15 protein-coding genes are annotated in these 15,981 nt (G+C 68.4%); 10 read left to right on the forward strand and 5 right to left on the reverse strand.

Going from position 1 to position 15,981, the window contains the following annotated elements:
* Positions 1 to 44 precede the first annotated feature (44 nt).
* Together MQP27_RS00480 and MQP27_RS00485 are read right to left on the reverse strand one after the other, a co-directional pair.
* Positions 45 to 3,341: a S8 family serine peptidase gene (locus MQP27_RS00480; RefSeq protein ID WP_242759010.1), complete on the reverse strand. Its 3,297-nt coding sequence runs from the start codon at positions 3,339 to 3,341 to the stop codon at positions 45 to 47.
* Positions 3,342 to 3,515: 174 nt separating this feature from the next.
* Positions 3,516 to 4,043, reverse strand: a complete 528-nt coding sequence (locus tag MQP27_RS00485; protein WP_242759011.1) for a CGNR zinc finger domain-containing protein — start codon at positions 4,041 to 4,043, stop codon at positions 3,516 to 3,518.
* 119 nt (positions 4,044 to 4,162) lie between these two features.
* On the opposite strand from MQP27_RS00485, the gene MQP27_RS00490 reads away from it, so the two are divergent.
* The 6 genes from MQP27_RS00490 (at position 4,163) to MQP27_RS00515 (ending at position 10,551) form a co-directional block, all read left to right on the forward strand.
* Positions 4,163 to 4,606, forward strand: coding sequence for a VOC family protein (locus MQP27_RS00490; protein ID WP_242759012.1), 444 nt, complete (start codon positions 4,163 to 4,165; stop codon positions 4,604 to 4,606).
* Positions 4,607 to 4,608: 2 nt separating this feature from the next.
* Positions 4,609 to 5,496: a pyridoxamine 5'-phosphate oxidase family protein gene (locus MQP27_RS00495; protein ID WP_242759013.1), complete on the forward strand. Its 888-nt coding sequence runs from the start codon at positions 4,609 to 4,611 to the stop codon at positions 5,494 to 5,496.
* 9 nt (positions 5,497 to 5,505) lie between these two features.
* Entirely contained in the window at positions 5,506 to 5,973 is a 468-nt protein-coding gene (locus MQP27_RS00500; protein ID WP_242759015.1) for an NUDIX hydrolase, read from the forward strand.
* Positions 5,974 to 6,183: 210 nt separating this feature from the next.
* A complete protein-coding gene (locus MQP27_RS00505; RefSeq protein WP_242759017.1) occupies positions 6,184 to 7,944 on the forward strand; it encodes a TIGR03767 family metallophosphoesterase in 1,761 nt (586 codons plus the stop codon).
* Positions 7,945 to 8,062: 118 nt separating this feature from the next.
* On the forward strand, positions 8,063 to 9,205 hold the full coding sequence (locus tag MQP27_RS00510; RefSeq protein WP_242759018.1) for a serine hydrolase domain-containing protein: 1,143 nt from the start codon (positions 8,063 to 8,065) through the stop codon (positions 9,203 to 9,205).
* Between the two features lie 161 nt (positions 9,206 to 9,366).
* Positions 9,367 to 10,551 (forward strand): glycosyltransferase, encoded by a 1,185-nt coding sequence (locus MQP27_RS00515; protein ID WP_242761296.1) that lies wholly within the window; start codon positions 9,367 to 9,369, stop codon positions 10,549 to 10,551.
* A 51-nt stretch (positions 10,552 to 10,602) separates the two neighbouring features.
* Here the strand turns inward: MQP27_RS00515 and MQP27_RS00520 are convergent, their stop codons facing one another.
* A complete protein-coding gene (locus MQP27_RS00520) occupies positions 10,603 to 10,785 on the reverse strand; it encodes a hypothetical protein (protein WP_308289897.1) in 183 nt (60 codons plus the stop codon).
* Between MQP27_RS00520 and MQP27_RS00525 the strand changes: the two genes are divergently transcribed.
* The 4 genes from MQP27_RS00525 (at position 10,784) to MQP27_RS00540 (ending at position 14,886) form a co-directional block, all read left to right on the forward strand.
* On the forward strand, positions 10,784 to 12,898 hold the full coding sequence (locus MQP27_RS00525; RefSeq protein ID WP_242759019.1) for a polymorphic toxin-type HINT domain-containing protein: 2,115 nt from the start codon (positions 10,784 to 10,786) through the stop codon (positions 12,896 to 12,898). The two genes, MQP27_RS00520 and MQP27_RS00525, sit on opposite strands and share 2 nt — an antisense overlap.
* 36 nt (positions 12,899 to 12,934) lie before the next feature.
* Positions 12,935 to 13,516, forward strand: a complete 582-nt coding sequence (locus MQP27_RS00530; RefSeq protein WP_242759020.1) for a hypothetical protein — start codon at positions 12,935 to 12,937, stop codon at positions 13,514 to 13,516.
* A 61-nt stretch (positions 13,517 to 13,577) separates the two neighbouring features.
* The gene (locus tag MQP27_RS00535) at positions 13,578 to 14,057 is read left to right on the forward strand and encodes a hypothetical protein (protein WP_242759021.1); all 480 of its coding nucleotides are present in this window, start codon (positions 13,578 to 13,580) and stop codon (positions 14,055 to 14,057) included.
* Between the two features lie 253 nt (positions 14,058 to 14,310).
* Positions 14,311 to 14,886, forward strand: coding sequence for a hypothetical protein (locus tag MQP27_RS00540; RefSeq protein ID WP_242759022.1), 576 nt, complete (start codon positions 14,311 to 14,313; stop codon positions 14,884 to 14,886).
* Between the two features lie 3 nt (positions 14,887 to 14,889).
* Here MQP27_RS00540 and MQP27_RS00545 read toward each other — a convergent pair whose 3' ends face one another.
* A complete protein-coding gene (locus tag MQP27_RS00545) occupies positions 14,890 to 15,081 on the reverse strand; it encodes a DUF397 domain-containing protein (RefSeq protein ID WP_242759024.1) in 192 nt (63 codons plus the stop codon).
* 3 nt (positions 15,082 to 15,084) lie between these two features.
* The gene (locus MQP27_RS00550) at positions 15,085 to 15,966 is read right to left on the reverse strand and encodes a helix-turn-helix domain-containing protein (protein ID WP_242759025.1); all 882 of its coding nucleotides are present in this window, start codon (positions 15,964 to 15,966) and stop codon (positions 15,085 to 15,087) included.
* Between the last annotated feature and the right edge of the window lie 15 nt (positions 15,967 to 15,981).

The following is a 15,981-nucleotide window of genomic DNA, read 5'->3' on the forward strand; positions in this document are numbered from 1 at the left end:
GGGCGCCCGGTGGACGCCCGCCCTCATCGCCGTACCACCATCTACTACGGCGTGACCTTCTCGATCTTCACGCTGCCCAGGCCCGCGACCGTGCCGTTCGCGTTGACCAGCTGGACCTGGCCGAAGAACTCACGGCCCTCCGGAGCGGCCGCCGCGGCGGTGACGTTCGCGGAGACGGTCGCCGAGGCGCCCGTGCCGAGCTTCACCGGGGTCGACTCGTCGACCGTGACGGTGCCCAGGGCGGCGGAGAAGAACACGTCCTGGTAGTCGTACGCGGTCGAGCCGGCCGGGACGGAGTAGCCCGCGACCTCGATGGTGTACGTACCGGCGGCCGGCGAGGCGATGGAGACCGCCTCCTCCGAGTCGCCGTCGGCGGAGGAGCCGACGACCGTGCCGGCGGCGTTCTTCACCGTCAGGTCGAGGTCGGCGGAGGTGTCCGAGACGTTGCCGATGGCGACGTCCAGGGACTTGGCGCCCGCGGGCACCTCGACCGTGGTGACCTGGGTCTCGCCCTCCTTGATGGTCGGACGGGCCGACTTGGCGGAGCCCAGCGGGCCGCCCGCGAGCTTGCCGTCGATCGCGGCGAGCTTGTTCGTCACCTTCCAGGAGACGGCGGCCGGGGTGCCGACCTTGGCCTCCGGGACGGTCACGGTCTCCGGGTCGAAGGCCGCGCCGTAGACGGCGACGTTCAGCTTGTACGGGTTGTCGAGCAGCGGCGAGGTCCGGCGCGACTCGACCTCGATCTCCCAGACACCGGCCTGCGGGTCCGCGTACGAACGCACGTCGGGGCGGCAGCCGTTGCCGTCGAGGTAGTTCGGGTAGCAGTACGGAGTGCCGGAGTTGTCGACCGGGACGCCGTACGGGTGGATCGCGATGAACCGGGTCTGGCTCTTGTCCTTGAGCCCGCTGATCGCGACTTCCAGGGACTTGGCGCCCTCCGGCACGGTCACGAAGTACGACTGCGTGCTGTTGCGCTGCACGGAGTTGGACGCGGACCAGGTGTAGTTCACCGGCGCCGAGACCACGACGGTGGTGAGGATCTGCTTGTCGACGCCCTCGGTGCTCGGGTCGTCGACGTCGAGGATCGCGCTCTTGATGCCCGCGGACCTCGGGTTCGCCTGCACCTTGACGGTGACCGGCTGGTTCAGCGGCAGCTTCACCCAGCCCTTGCCGGCGATCCGGAAGGTGTCACCGGCGTTGTTCTCGATGCTCAGCTCGTGCCAGACGGCCTTCTCGGAGCCGGAGGTCCGGGTGATCGTGACGTCGTACGTCTTCTTGTCACCGGCCTTGAGACCGCCCTCGCGGTCGTACAGGCCCGTGCCGAAGCCCGGCGTCTTCAGCGCGTAGTCGATCGCGGTGTCGACCGGCGCCTTCACGGCGTAGTTGTTGAGCACAGCGTCGTGCGCGGTCGCGCCGTCCCGGATCGAGTCCCAGGCGTCGACGATGTCGATGAGGCCCGCGCCCTCCTCGTACGCCTGAACACCCTTGATGTGCTTGGCAGTTGAGGTGAGGGCCGTGCGCAGGGTGGCGGGCGTCAGCTCGATGTGCTTCTGCTTGGCGGCGGAGAGCAGCAGCGCGCTCGCGCCCGCGGCCTGCGGGGACGCCATCGAGGTGCCCTGGAGCATCGAGTAGCCGGCCGGCAGCGAGTAGCCCGCCTCGGCGACCGGGGAGCCCGGCAGCCAGGTCTGGGTGGTGTTGATCGCGGCGCCCGGCGCGGACAGGGTCGGCGTGAAGCCGCCGTCCTCACGCGGACCGCGCGAGGAGAAGGGCATCATCTGGTACGACCTGGTCACCTGGGAGCCGTAGTTGGCGGCCCAGGTCTGCTTGGAGATGGTGGCGCCGACCGAGATGACCTTGTCGGCCAGGCCGGGGTCGCCGATGGTGTTCGCGCCCGGGCCGGAGTTGCCCGCGGAGATCACCAGCTGCACGCCGTAGGTGTCGATGAGGCGCGTGTACAGCTCCGCACGGGCGTTGTTGCCGTCGTTGAGCGCCGGCAGACCGCCGATCGACATGTTGACGATGTCGACCCCGCGGTTGACGACCAGGTCGATCATGCCCTCGGTGAGCGCGACGTTGGTGCAGCCGCCGGTCCAGGTGCAGGCGCGCGAGGAGACGATCTTCGCGCCCGGAGCGGCGCCGTTCATCTTGCCGCCGAACAGGCCGTTGGCGGAGGTGATGCCGGCGACGTGCGTGCCGTGCTCGGACTCGATGACACCGATGTTGACGAAGTCCCGCTTCTGGCCGACCCAGTCGCCGCCGTACGGGTCCATCGGCACGTCCTTGCGGATCTGCACGACGAACGGCTGGCGCTCCACGACGTCGGTGGACGGGTCGTCGGTGCCGAAGTAGCCGACCTGGTAACCGTCCTTGTACGGCTTCATCGGCGTGTCGTCGGAGAAGTCGTAGTTGTTGTTCAGGTCGACGGTGACGGTCCCGGCGGCGGCGTCGTACAGCACGCCCCACTTGTCGGTCGTGTCGCCGTCCCGGTTGGCGTCGCCCTTCGCGTCGCCGCCCGTGGTGGCGGACTCGCTGAAGGTGCTGACCTGGTACGACCCGGCGGGCGCCGTCCAGGTCTTTCCGCCGTAGGTGAAGGTCGGACCGGAGACGCTCGTGACCATCGGCCGCCAGGTGGCGTCGCCGTCGAGGATCGGGTCGGTCGACGTCACCCAGTCGACGATCTTCCGCTCGCCGGTGGTGGTCTTCTGCAGGGCCGGGTGCCCCAGGTCCACGCCGGAGTCGAGGATGCCGATGGTGACACCGCGGCCGTCCGCCTTCGGGTGGTCCTCGACGAAGTCGACGGCGCCCGTCTCGAAGGACGGGTTGTACGGGTTCGCGGCGGGCGTCTTCTTGCCGGGAGCCGGGTAAGTGGGGCTCGCCGAGGCCGACTTGGCGGTGCTCGCGGCGCTCGGGTCGTCCAGCGGTATCTCCTCGCGCAGGTCGATGCCGTGCACGGAGGAGAGCTTCGCGGCGGCCGCGATGGCCGAGTCCGCCTTCGAGGTCGGGACGGTGGCACGGACGTAACCGACCTTGTCGTACGTCCGGCCGACCGAGCCGCCCTTGACCGCGTCCAGCTTTTCGGCGACCTGCTCGGTCTGCCCGGGAGCGGTGGCGATCATCATCGTGACGTTCTTGTCGCCGGCGGCCTTGGCCTCGGCGAGCAGGTCGGCGTCGTCGGAACCGAGCTTGTCCTGTGCGGACTTGACGGCGCCGTCGGTCGGGGCGGTGGTGGACGGGTCGTCGGCGGAGAAGGCCATGGGTATCGGCCCGGCCGCGGAGAGCGCGGCGACGAGACCGGCGGCCACGGCTATTCGGGCCACGCGTCTCTGGGGGGTGAGGGTCATCGGCATCCCTTGTAGGTAAAGGAACGTGCGTGAACGACCGCACAGCTTTACGCAAGGGACAGTTGTTTGGGAAGTGTTGACCGAATCGAGATGGATGTATGGGGAAAACCCCCGGTGCTCTTTGGTGTTATCAGGCGCGAAATCCGGCAAATCACCCGTCAGTTGCGGGCTGGTTCACGCATCTTTCGAGCGCGCGTAATGCCGGGACGCCTTGGCCCGGTTCCCGCAGGCTGCCATGGAGCACCAGCGGCGGGTGCCGTTCCGTGAGGTGTCGAAGAAGTGCAGGATGCAGGACTCGTGGGCGCAGCCGCGGATGCGGTCCGGGGCGATGGTGAGCAGCTCCAGATAACTGCGTGCGGCGAGCCAGGCGGGCCCCCACGAGGGGTCCCCGAACTCGGGCAGCTCCCCGGGCCCGTCGACGGTGAGCGTGGCCCGGATCCGGCCATGCCCGAGCACGGCGTCGACGGCGGCCACGTCCTCCCCGTCCACCGCTTTCCTCAGCGCGTCGCGCGCCTGGAGGACGTGCCCCAGGGTCTCCTCGTCGGCGGTGTGGTCCAGCCCGTTGGCATCGAGCCACACGGCCAGCCCGTCGACGTCACGGAGCAGGTCCTGCACGACCCCCTCCTTCATCCACCGCGTGTTGAGCAGATCGAGCGCGAGCGGCTCACCGGTGAGGGGGCGCGGGTCGGGGGCGGCGGTCATGGGGATCTCCTTCCGGCTAACCGCTAAAGGTTACGTGACCGGTTGACATTCCCGAATTCTAACCGCTAACATCAGAGTCAAGGGTTATAGATGTCGTCGATCCGGCAGAGGGGATCCCCATGACCTTGCGCACCGGCCACACAGGCCTGAACGTCACCGACCTCGACCGTTCGCTCGCCTTCTACCGGGACGTCCTGGGCTTCGTGCTCGTGGGCGAGGGCAAGGAGGAGGACCGGCGGTACGCGTTCCTGGGCGACGGCGAGCGACTCGTCCTCACGCTGTGGCAGCAGGCGAGCGGCGGATACGACGGGGCCCGCGCCGGCCTGCACCACCTGGCCCTGGAGGCGGACTCCATTGACCGGGTCCGTCAGTACGAGGAGGCGCTGCGGGCGTACGGCGCCGACTTCGCGTACGAGGGAGTGGTGGCCCACCGCGAGGGCGCGGCCTCGGGCGGCATCTTCTTCCACGACCCCGACGGGACGCGGTTGGAGATCTCGGTGCCGAGCGGCGCGAAGGGAGCGCCCGTGCCGAACGAATCCGCCCCCACCTGCGGTTTCTTCTAGCCATGCCCGTCTATCACGAGGGCTCCCGCGCGCTCCAGGACCGGGTGGGCGTGCGCGAGACGGCCGACCACGTCGGCAGGGCGATAGGAGACGGGATCAAGCCGGTCGCGGCGGCCTTCCTGGAACTCCAGCCACTGCTAGTACTGGGCGCGGCGGACCCCGAGACGGCCAGGGTGTGGGCGTCACCGGTGACCGGCGCACCCGGCTTCGCACGGGCGACGACCCCGCACCAGATGTCGGTGACGGGCAGAGTGCGGCCGGGGGACCCGTTGGCGCCGGCGCTGGCAACGGAGGGCGTACGGATCGGCACGATCGCCCTGGACCCCCGCACCCGCCGCCGCATGCGCCTGAACGGCAGACTCCGGCCGACGCCGAGGGGACTGGCGATCTCGGCGGACCGGGTCTTCTCCAACTGCCCGAAGTACATCCAGCGGAGACAGTCGTACGAGGTGGTGGCGGACCGGGGCGCGAAGGACCCGCGCCGCGGCACCGAACTGACCGCACACCAGAGGCGGTTCATCGCATCGGCCGACACCTTCTTCATCGCGACGGTGCACGAGGAAGGCGCGGACGTCAGCCACAGGGGCGGCAACCCGGGCTTCGTGCGAGTCGATTCACCCCGCGCCCTGAGCTGGCGCGACTACCCGGGCAACTCCATGTTCCTGACGCTCGGCAACATCCGCTCCGACTCCCGCGCGGGCCTGCTGTTCCTGGACTGGACGACGGGTACGACGCTCCAGCTGACCGGCGAGGCGAGGACGCTGTTCGGCGCGGACGGCGCACGAAGGGTGCGCTTCGAGCTGACGGAGGCGACGGAGACACCCTCGGCGCTCCCACTGCGCTGGTCGGAGCCGGAATACTCGCCTGCCAATCCGGTCCCGGCGGACTAACGTCCGCGTGTGCGAAGGAAATTGAGGGTGGCGGCCTACGCCGTATGCGTCCGCGACGACCAACTCCTGCTCGCCCGCGGGATCGACGACGACGGGAAGCCGGAGTGGACCCTGCCGGGTGGCGGCATGGAACACGGTGAGGACCCGTACGACACCGTGCTGAGGGAGGTGGAGGAGGAGACGGGCTACGACGTCGAGATCACCGGCCTGCTGGGCGTGCACTCGTTCCGCCTCACCACCCACCACCGCTTCGGCCGCGAGGTCGACCGCCACGCGCTGAGGCTCGTCTACGAGGCCCGGGTGACAGGCGGCGAACTCCGCCCCGAGGTGGGCGGCTCCACGGACCTGGCGGCATGGCATCCGCTGGGGGAGGTGGCGGGGCTGAACCGGGTGGGGCTGGTCGACGTGGGGCTGGCGCTGTGGCGGGAGCGTCCCGTCACGGGCCACTTGGAGCCCTCCCCCTACCCGGGAAGATGAACACTCCGTAACCGCCCCCCGTCCGCCCGAAGCACGCTCAAGGGCGCACAGGGGGCTCCTAGATCCACGTACGGTGATCGGCGCTGCGCGTTGCCGTCTCGTTCACGCGCAGGTCATCCCCGGTGCCAAGCATCCAGTACGAGCGGGAAGTTCGCGACAGCGACGACCCGCGACCACTGCCGACGCGTTCGCACTCGGGGAGATCGCGCCATGTCGCGCATACGCTCTGTCGTCGCCGCCACCCCGGCGATCAACCGCCGTACCGTCCTCGCCGCCACCGGCGCCGCAGCCGTCTCCGCAGGCATCGGCTACGCCCTGCGGCCCACCGACAGCCAGGCCGCCACCACCGCCGGCGAGGCCCACGAGGCCACCGTGGCGCACTCCCGCCAGGTCGAGTCGGCCCCGCTCGCGCCGTACACCAAGGGCACCACCCTCGCCACGGTCGCCGCCCCGCGCACCAGCGCGCCGTACCGCCGCCTCGGCGACGGCCCCGGCTGGTCCCGCGTCGTGCGCAGCGAGCTCGCCGCCCCCAAGACGGGCCGCGCCGGCCGCCGTACCGCACTCGCGGCCTTCGTGCAGCTCACCGACCTTCACCTGATCGACGCCCAGCACCCGATGCGCCTGGAGTACCTGCGGGCCACCAACCCGCACTCCTGGCGCCCGCACGAGGCGCTGACCGTGCAGGGCGCCGTGTCCCTGGTCGAGCGGATCAACGCCCTGCGCGGCGCCCCGGTCACCGGCTCCCCGCTCCACTTCGCCATGACCACCGGCGACAACACGGACAACAACGCCAAGTCCGAGCTGGAGTGGTTCCTGAAGATCATGAGCGGGGGGCGGATCCAGCCCAACTCCGGTGACCCCCGGCACTACGAAGGCGTCCAGAACAGCGGGCTCAAGCTGTACTGGCAGGCCGACTCCGCCGTCCGCGACGGCGACAAGCAGCTCGGCTTCCCGCACCTGAACGGCTTCCTCGCCGCCGCCATCCGCGAGGTCCGCAGCCCCGGCCTCAACCTGCCCTGGTACTCCACCGTCGGCAACCACGACGCCATGCCGCTCGGCTGCTACGGCCACGGCGACTCCTGGCTCGCCGAGTACGCCGTCGGCGGCCGGAAGCTGATGTCCGTCTCCGTGGCCGACTCGAAGAAGCTCCAGGCCCACATCAGCGCCGGCGACGACCCCAAGGGCCTCGCCTTCCGGGACTTCCTCAAGGCGCACAGCCGTGACATGCGCTCGGTCACGCCGGACGACAAGCGCGCCCCGTACACCCCGGCCGACTACCTCAAGGCCCACCTCGACCCGGCCTACCGCGGTGTCGGCCCCGTCGGCCACGGCTACTCCAGCGCCAACCTCGACGCGGGCACCCAGTACTACACCTTCCGCATCGCCGACGACGTCATCGGCATCAGCCTCGACACCACCGACCCGGGCGGCCACTACGAGGGCTCCATCGGCACCGCCCAGCTGAAGTGGCTCGACAAGCAGCTGCGGGACAACAAGGACTCGTACGCCATCGTCTTCAGCCACCACACCAGCAAGACGATGGACAACACCAGCCACCGCGACCCGGCCCACCCCGACGAGCGGCGACACGGCGGCGAGGAGGTGGTCGCCCTCCTCGGCAGCCACGCCAACGTCCTCGCCTGGGTGAACGGCCACATCCACCGCAACGACATCACCCCGCACTCGGCCCCCGACGGCCGCTCCTTCTGGGAGATCTCCACCGCCTCGCACGTGGACTACCCGCAGCTCGCGCGCGTCATCGAGATCGCCGACAACAAGGACGGCACGCTCTCCCTGTTCACCACCCTGGTCGAGTCCGCGGCCCCGCACCGCACCGACTTCTCCGACCTCACCCAGACGGGCCTCGCCGCCCTCTACCGGGAGCTCTCCTACAACGCCCCCGGCGCCAGCAAGGTCCTCGGCGGCGACGCCAACGACCGCAACACGGAACTGGTCCTCAAAAAGGGCTGATTCCCGCTCAACCGGCCCACAGCGCCTCAACCGCGGCGCTGTGGGCCGGGTCTGTCCCCCCGACCGGCTCGCGACCATCGAGCCGTCCGAGCCATCAGGCCCAGGGGGAGACCAAGACATGAGCGGACATGTTCGTACGATGCTGGTGGCGGCCACGGCCGTGGCGCTGTCGGCGGCCCTGGCGGGCCCTGCCCTCGCGGCCACGCCCGCCGGCGGCCACGACGCGACCCGGCGGGCCGTCGAGGCCGCCGTCAAGGACGGCGTCCCCGGGGTGACGGCGTCCGTGCGGGACGCGCACGGCACCTGGTCGACGACCGCCGGCGTGGGGAACATCCGGACCGGCAAGTCCCGTTCGCCGTACGACCGTTACCGGATCGGCAGCATCACGAAGACCTTCGTGGCCACCGTGCTCCTGCAACTGGAGGCCGAGGGCCGGCTGTCGCTGGACGACACGGTGGAGAAGTGGCTGCCCGGCGCGGTCCACGGCCACGGCCACGACGGCAGCCGGATCACCCTCCGGCAACTCCTCGACCACACCAGCGGCATCTTCAATTACACCGAGGACGACACATTCGTCAGCACGTATTTCGTCAAGGACAGCTTCTTCGAGCACCGTTACGACCGAAGGACCCCGCAGGACCTGCTGGCCATCGCCATGTCCCACGCGCCGGAGTTCGAACCGGGCACCTCCTACGGCTACTCCAACACCAACTACCTCCTGGCCGCGATGGTGATCGAAAAGGCCACGGGGAATTCGTACGGCGCGGAAATACGGCACCGGATCATCGAGCCCCTCCACCTGACCGGCACCTCGGTCCCCGGCACCCGGACCACGCTCCCGCGGCCCAGCAGCCGCGCCTACTCCAAGCTGGCGGAATCGACGACGGGACCGTCGTACGACGTCACCGAACTCAGCCCCACCATCGCCGCCGGGTCCGGCGACATGATCTCCGACAGCGCCGACCTGAACCGCTTCCTGTCGGCCCTGCTCAGGGGTGCCCTGCTGCCGCCGCGGCAGCTCAAGGAGATGAAGACCACCGTCCCGGTGAAGGGCAACCCGAACGCCCGCTACGGCCTCGGCCTCGGGGACCGCACCCTGTCCTGCGGCGTCCACGTCTGGGGCCACGACGGCGGCATCCACGGCTCCAACACGGTCGTCTCGGCGACGGCGGACGGCAGGCATTCCCTCGCGTTCAACTTCAACGGGGACTGGACGGGGGATGACAAGGCGGTGATGGAGGCGGAATTCTGCGGTAAATGACCGCCGGGTAGCGCCCGTAATCGAGGAGACTCCGACACGAAGCGCCGAGTTAATCCGTACGCAATATTCATGCCGCCTCATATCGGCTAACCCGCACTTCACGGGGATGGCTCGATTTGTGCAAGGCGGGTGGTCGTGTGCGTGCAAGGCGCGGACTGCACGTGCTCTCGGTCTACGAGGGCTTCTTCTCCGGCGGGGCCCGGATCGTCCACAGCGATGTCGTACTGGGACTACAGGAGGGTGGCCAGCACCATCGCGTGCTGAGCATCCACAGCGAGGTGCACCGGGAGGCCACCCGGCAGCGCATGGAGAGCGACGCCTGCTACCGGTCGCTGACCGCGGCCGGGGTGGGTGTCGCTTCCCTGGGGAGGGTCTTCCCCGCAAGCGGTGATCCGGCCGTCTTCACCGGCCCGGAACTGGCCGATACCGCGCGGGCCACGGCCGACGCGGACGTCATCCTCTCCCTCAAGGAACAGCCCCTGCGGCTGCTCAACCAGTCGGGTCTGCCGCGCCGCCCGGTCGTGGTCTGCCTGCACCGCTCCGACCCGGAGAACCAGGGCAGCGCGCTCGACGAGCTCAAGGCGGCCATCGCCGACGGCACGGTCGTCGCGTGCGTGTGCTGCGCCGAGTCCACCCGGGCCGCCTACCAGGCCGCGGGCATCCCGGCCGAGCTGCTGCACGTCATCCCGAACGGCGTCGACCTGGAGCGGTTCCGCCCCGACCCGGCCCGCCGGCTGGCCCTGCGCACCTCCCTCGACATCCCCGCCGACGCCCCGGTGGTCGCCTTCGCCGCCCGCTACGACGCGATGAAGAACGTGCCGCTGTTCCTGCGCTCCGCCCGGGCCTGGCTCGACCGGGAGCCGGAGGGCCACGTCCTGATGTGCGGCGCCGGCATGACGGCCGCCAACCCGGGCCTGGACGCGGACATCGAGGCCGCGTTCGGGGCGGAGCAGGGGCCGGCGTCCCGCCTCCACCGCCTCGGCGTCCGCCACGACATGGAGCACGTCTACGCCGCCGCCGACGTGGTCGCCCTCACCTCCTCCTGGGGCGAGGCGGCCCCGCTGTGCCTGGTCGAGGGCATGATGTGCGGCGCGGTACCGGTGGCCACGGACGTCGGCGACAGCGCGGCGATCGTCGCGGGCCACGGCTTCGTCACCCCGCCGGACCCGGAGCTCATCGCGTCGGCGTGGTCGGAGGCGGTCGCCTCCCGCACCGATCTCGCCCCCGCCCTGGAAGCAAGCCGCGAACGCTTCAGCCGTACGAGAATGATCGCGGCGTACGCGGCGCTGATCGACGGCATCCACATGGCGGCGGGAACGCGGCCTTCGCTCCCGGAACCGTTGTGAGGGGCGGGCGGCGGGGAGTCTGTCCCACACCGCCTCCATCGCCCCGCCGTCCTATCCGAACGCGAGCTTGATCGACCACCCTCCGTCCGTGTTGCTGATGACCGTGACACCGCTTCCGAGGGCCTTGGCTCCACCGGCGTAGAACTTGACGCTGTTGTCGCTGGTGAGCGTCCAGATGTCGGGAATGCCGTCGCCGTTGACGTCCGGCGTGCCGTACAGCAGGGGCGCAGGCATGGCGGCCACGGTCCAGCCCGTGGCGTACAAGGACGGCGGCACGGCGAACGGCGCGGCGGTGGTCATCGCGGCCTGCACGGGCGCGGCCAACCAGCAGTGGACGTCGACCGACAGCAACACGCTGAAGCACGTCGCATCAGGAAAGTGCCTGGACGTACCGAGCTCCAACTCGGCGTCCGGCACCGACCTCCAGCTCTACACGTGCAACGGCACCGGTGCGCAGACCTGGGCCTTCAACGACAAGACGAACTACGTCTACGACGCCTCGGGCAACCGCCTGGTGGCCTCGACGGGCTCCTCCCACACGCTCTACCTGGACGGAATGGAGCTGTCGACCGACGCCAACGGGTCGACGTCGTACTGCCAGCGCTACTACGCACAGGCCGGCGCGCCCGCGGTCATGCGCTCGTCCACCCTGGGGTCGTCGAACTCGACCCTGATCGCGATGATCGCCGACCAGCACGGCACGACGACAGCCACGGTCAACCTCGCCTCGGGCCAGGCCGTGAAGCGCCAGCGCACCGACCCGTTCGGCGTCGAGCGAACCACGAGCGACACCTGGGCCACCCACCGCGGCTACATCGGTGGAGCCGACGACAACACAACAGGCCTGACCCATCTGGGAGCGAGGGAGTACGACCCGGAAACGGGCCGCTTCATCTCCGCCGACCCGCTCCTCGACATCGCCGACCCGGCGTTGATGAACGGCTACGCATACAGCAACAACAGCCCGGTGAGCCATTCGGATCCGAGTGGGCTGATGTTCCTGGGCGACAGCGTCGGAAGCACCCCCACCACGGTCGGCTGCCCCAGTGTGACCAACCCGGCCTGCCCCGAGTACGGGAGCGGCGGCTCGGGCACCGGCACCGGCTCCAGCTCGGACACCCAGACCGTCACCGTCACCGTGACCAGGACCGTCACGACGACGAAGCCGCCCTCCGACTGCGACTGGAAGTGCAAGCTCGGCAACTGGTGGGAGGCCAACAAGGTCGAGATCGTCAGCTTCACCACCGAGGTCGTGGTGGGTGCGGCCTGTTACGGCACGGCGGCTGTCACCGGTACGGCGACGGGCGGTGCGGGCTACGCCCTCGCGGCCGGCTGCGGCGCGATCGCCGGCGCGGCCGGGGCGGGCGTCCGCAACGCCATGGACTCCGACGCCGACCACAGCATCGGCGGTCAGCTGGCCGACCAGGCCGAGGGTGCGCTGTGGGGCGCGGCAGGCGGCGTGGCAGGCGAAGGCGCCGGACGGCTGCTGCAGAAGGGCGCGAACGCCCTCGCGGGCAAGTTGCTCGGCAGCAAGGCTGCTGCCACCAGTGCCGGAGGATCCGTCAACTGCTTCCTCGCGGGCACCAAGGTCCTGCTGGCGGACGGCTCGTCGAAGAACATCGAGGACATCGAACTCGGTGACGAGGTCCTGTCCACGGACCCGGACACGGGGGAGACCAACTCCCAGCCGGTCACAGCACTGATCAGCACCGAGACGGACAAGCACCTCAACGAGCTGTCCATCGAGGGCCCGACCGGCACCCACAAGATCACCGCCACCGCGGAGCACCCGTTCTGGGTCCCCTCAACAGGGGAGTGGATCAAGGCCGGCGATCTGAAGCCGGGGATGACCCTGCTGGCAGCCGACGGCAGCACGGCGAAGATCAAGGGCAACCGGGCCTATGCGGATCATGTCCGGACGTACAACCTCACGGTGGCCGCGCAGCACACGTACTACGTGCTGGCAGGGTCGCAGGCGGTTCTCGTTCACAATACTTGCAAGACCGTGGCAGAGAATGATGCCGGACGCTTTGGTGATCTCAATCCAGGTCCAGTAGGCGACGGCCTGGAAGCCCATCACATGCCGCAAGACGGCCTTGGATTCCTTTCCAGGAACGAGGGCGGAGCCATCGTAATGAAGCAGGGTGATCATGCGCTGACAAGGACGTATAAGTCGCGCGGACGTGCTACTAAGGCAGCTGAGAGCGGTCTGCCGTTCCGCACCGTCCTTGCTCGGGATATTTGGGACATGCGCCGAATAGGCCAGCAGCAGTACGGAGATCCAGGCTATTTCAATCCAGGAATTAAAGGACTGCTTGGGTATTATCGAAAGATAGGGATGCTGTAAGGGTATGCTCATATCGGACTCTGCTATGGTGGCGTTATGCGAGATTCTAGTAATTTGTTGCAGCGTATAGAAGAAGACGAGGAGCTCGCGGCGCTTCTGGGGGATGCGTTCGAGTTTGACGTCAGACGCAAGGCCGGTGATGAGTCTGCAAGGCTGGCCTCCGGGCTTCCGATCGAAGCCGTTGCTGGAGACTTTACGGGTGGGATGTTCTATCTGTGCGGCACCGGGGCGTCTGCTCGCCCGATGCTGTATGCAAGCTCGGAAGGTGATGCTGGAATTATCGCCACCGACTTGAGGGAGGCTCTGGGATTGGTGGTGGGTTTTCCGTACTGGAGAGACTGTCTGAAGTATTCTGCGGGCGGGGACCTTGCCGCCATGGAATCGGCAACAGGCTTTCTGTGTCGGGATTTGGTGGCGAATTGGCCCGCAGTAGGTGCTGAGCAGTCACGGGTTGCTGAAGCACTTGGTCTGGCCCTCGCCCCTCCCTTGGCTCTTACTGTCCGGTTGTATGAGGGCGTCAAGAGTGCGGGTCCGGGTTTCGCTTTTAGCGATGATACGGGTGAGTATGGCAGCCTGTTTGGCCCGTTTCCGCCCAGCCGCAATCAGTCCTGGCGGTAACTTGCGAAATTTGGTGCGGGATTCTTGAATCTAGTGGTCGAGCAAATTTTTAGTCGATTGGTTGAGGATCGTGACTTCGAATATTTCAAGAAAGGCTATTGAGCGGTCCCAGCGCTTCCTGGAGTCCGGCGAGCAGGTTCGCCGGGTGGTGTTCGCGCAAGGTGGGATCAATCCTTGGTTCCAGATCGCGTTCTTCGTGGCAGGGGCAATCGGGCTGAGGGTCGTTCTCGCTGCGGTTGGGATGGCGGGCAACGCAGGGCTTTTCGGGGGCGCCTTGGGCGGGCTCGCCGGGGCGCTTCTCGCCAACGCGTTCATCAGCCGGCGTGTGGTGCTCGTGACCGATCAGGCGACGGTCGTGCTGGAGTACGGCCGTTTCGGCGGTGTGAAGCCGACGCGGGTGCTCGCGCGGTTGCCGCAGGGGACGCCGATCGGCCCGATGTCCGGTACCTGGGCTCAGATCGAGCTGGCCGGTGAGCGGCTGTGGGTGCACAAGAAGTGGCACGGGGACGCGGCGGCGTTCGTGCCTGCGCGGCTCGGGTAGGGCCGGCGAATCGTCAAGTTGTAGGTGACGAGCGCCCGTTGGGGGCGTTCTGACCTGTGGGTGAGCAAGAGTCAGGGAGGGGCGCGTGGCCCGGAACATATGGGTGCGTGCGGCAGCCGCGTTTGTGGTGTTGGCGTTTGCGGCTGGGTGTGGTTCGGGCGGGGAGAAGCAGCCCGACGGGGCGGAGAGTTCGGCTGTGGCGGAATCGGGTTCCGCCTCCGCGTCGGCAAGTCCCGGGGTCGGTTCCGAAGGCGTGTCGCTCACGAAAGACCAGTTGACCAAGGCCCTGCTCGATCAAGGGGACTTGAAGGGCTACTCGGTCGAGGCCCTCTCGGTTCCCGACTTCGGGGACATCCCCATCGATGTCGGCGATGATGTCTGCGCCGCCGTCATCCTGATGTCGATGTTCAACGTGAGCGCCGAACCCGAGGCGAGGGTGGGCCGGACCGCGTACGCCGCGTCCGGCGACGGAGACGTGGCGGGGAGCAGCGTCGTACTCAACTCCTACCAGGGCGTGGACGCCGAGCAGGGTATGGCGGACCTGCGGAAATCCGTGGACGGGTGCCCCGGTGGCTTCGAGATCAGCGACGACCTCAAGGCCACCGCGGTGAAGTCTCTGAAGGCCCCGGACGCCGGTGACGAGGCGGTGGCCTTCCGGCTGGATGGCGGCATCCTCGGCGCGGACACCCCAACCGCGTACACAGTCGTCCGGTCCGGTACGACCCTTGCCGTCTTCTTCAACCCTTCCTTGACCGACTCCGGGACCGTCACGGTGCCGGTCAAGGTCGTCGAGGCGCAGGTCGCCAAGTTGGAGAAGGTCGCGGGCTGATTCTTAGGCCTTGAGGTGGGTGAGGAAGGGGATCCACGCGGTCGGGGGGAGGAGGAGGGCGGGGCCGGTGGGGTTCTTGGAGTCGCGGACGGCTATGGCGGGTGGGAAGTGGGCGGCCTCTACGCAGTTCTGGCCCGCGTCACTGTAGGAGGACTTGAACCAGGCGAGTTCGGGTGCGGTGGGGTGCGTGGGCATCGTCTACAGCTCTCGTTCCAGTCGGTGAAGGAAGTCCGGTGTGTCTTCGGGCGGCAGTGCTGATGCTGTCATGGCGTCGAACCTGCGGGTGAACCGGCCAACTTCACGCGGCTTGTCAGACGTGGATACGGACCCCCAGGCGCTGTCTGTCTGAACGCGCGGCGGAAGTTCGTCACCGAAGTCGAGGATCGCGAAGTCGTTGACCGAGCGGTAACTGGGACGGAATGGCAGGACCTGGATGATCACGTGGTCCCAGTTCGACAACTCCTCGATGCGGGCGAACTGTTCGCGCATCACGTCGGTTCCGCCGATGGGATACCGCAGAGCCGCCTCCCCCAGGATGACGTGCAACCGGACGGGGTTCTCCCGTGTGAGAATCTCCTGCCGCTTCATCCGCAGCTCCACACTGCTGCGGATGAACTCGGTCGTGTACTCCTCGACGGGCTTCTGCACCTCGTGCACGGCGCTCGCGTAGCGCTCCGTCTGGAGCAGACCGTAGACCAGCGTCGGGTGGTACGCCTTCATGGAGTGGGCCTCAGGTTCAAGGCCGACGAACCCAGGCATCCCGGCCGGCATGAGCCCCCGGTACTGCGTCAGCCAATCCTGCTGGTTCGAGTCCCGGTTGAGGTTGATCAGGGACTCGATGACCTCCTCGTCAGTAACCCCGTACTTGTTCAGCAGCTTCCGTAGGTCGCCCACGTTGCGGAAGTTCAGCGACCCCGACTCGATCCTCTGCAGGGAGGCCGAGGAAATCCGCAGCCCTGTGACCGCCTGCTGACGGGTGAGCCCCCCGCCTCGGTCTCCCCGGCCACAGTTCTCGCGCAACTGCCTCAGCTGCAAGCCGAGTTCGAGCCGCTGTGCTGTCCGCCCCCGTTTGGCTGCCATGTGCACCGCCTTCTT

It is taken from the genome of Streptomyces cylindrosporus, from assembly GCF_022698165.1.
GTDB classification, from domain to species: Bacteria; Actinomycetota; Actinomycetes; order Streptomycetales; family Streptomycetaceae; genus Streptomyces; species Streptomyces cylindrosporus.

Excerpts from the sequence above, each read along its gene's own strand:
- MQP27_RS00480 (WP_242759010.1), bottom strand. The coding sequence starts at position 3,341 with ATGACCCTCACCCCCCAGAGACGCGTGGCCCGAATAGCCGTGGCCGCC.
- MQP27_RS00485 (WP_242759011.1), bottom strand. The coding sequence starts at position 4,043 with ATGACCGCCGCCCCCGACCCGCGCCCCCTCACCGGTGAGCCGCTCGCG.
- MQP27_RS00490 (WP_242759012.1), top strand. The coding sequence starts at position 4,163 with ATGACCTTGCGCACCGGCCACACAGGCCTGAACGTCACCGACCTCGAC.
- MQP27_RS00495 (WP_242759013.1), top strand. The coding sequence starts at position 4,609 with ATGCCCGTCTATCACGAGGGCTCCCGCGCGCTCCAGGACCGGGTGGGC.
- MQP27_RS00505 (WP_242759017.1), top strand. The coding sequence starts at position 6,184 with ATGTCGCGCATACGCTCTGTCGTCGCCGCCACCCCGGCGATCAACCGC.
- MQP27_RS00510 (WP_242759018.1), top strand. The coding sequence starts at position 8,063 with ATGAGCGGACATGTTCGTACGATGCTGGTGGCGGCCACGGCCGTGGCG.
- MQP27_RS00525 (WP_242759019.1), top strand. The coding sequence starts at position 10,784 with ATGGCGGCCACGGTCCAGCCCGTGGCGTACAAGGACGGCGGCACGGCG.
- MQP27_RS00520 (WP_308289897.1), bottom strand. The coding sequence starts at position 10,785 with ATGCCTGCGCCCCTGCTGTACGGCACGCCGGACGTCAACGGCGACGGC.
- MQP27_RS00530 (WP_242759020.1), top strand. The coding sequence starts at position 12,935 with ATGCGAGATTCTAGTAATTTGTTGCAGCGTATAGAAGAAGACGAGGAG.
- MQP27_RS00545 (WP_242759024.1), bottom strand. The coding sequence starts at position 15,081 with ATGCCCACGCACCCCACCGCACCCGAACTCGCCTGGTTCAAGTCCTCC.
- MQP27_RS00550 (WP_242759025.1), bottom strand. The coding sequence starts at position 15,966 with ATGGCAGCCAAACGGGGGCGGACAGCACAGCGGCTCGAACTCGGCTTG.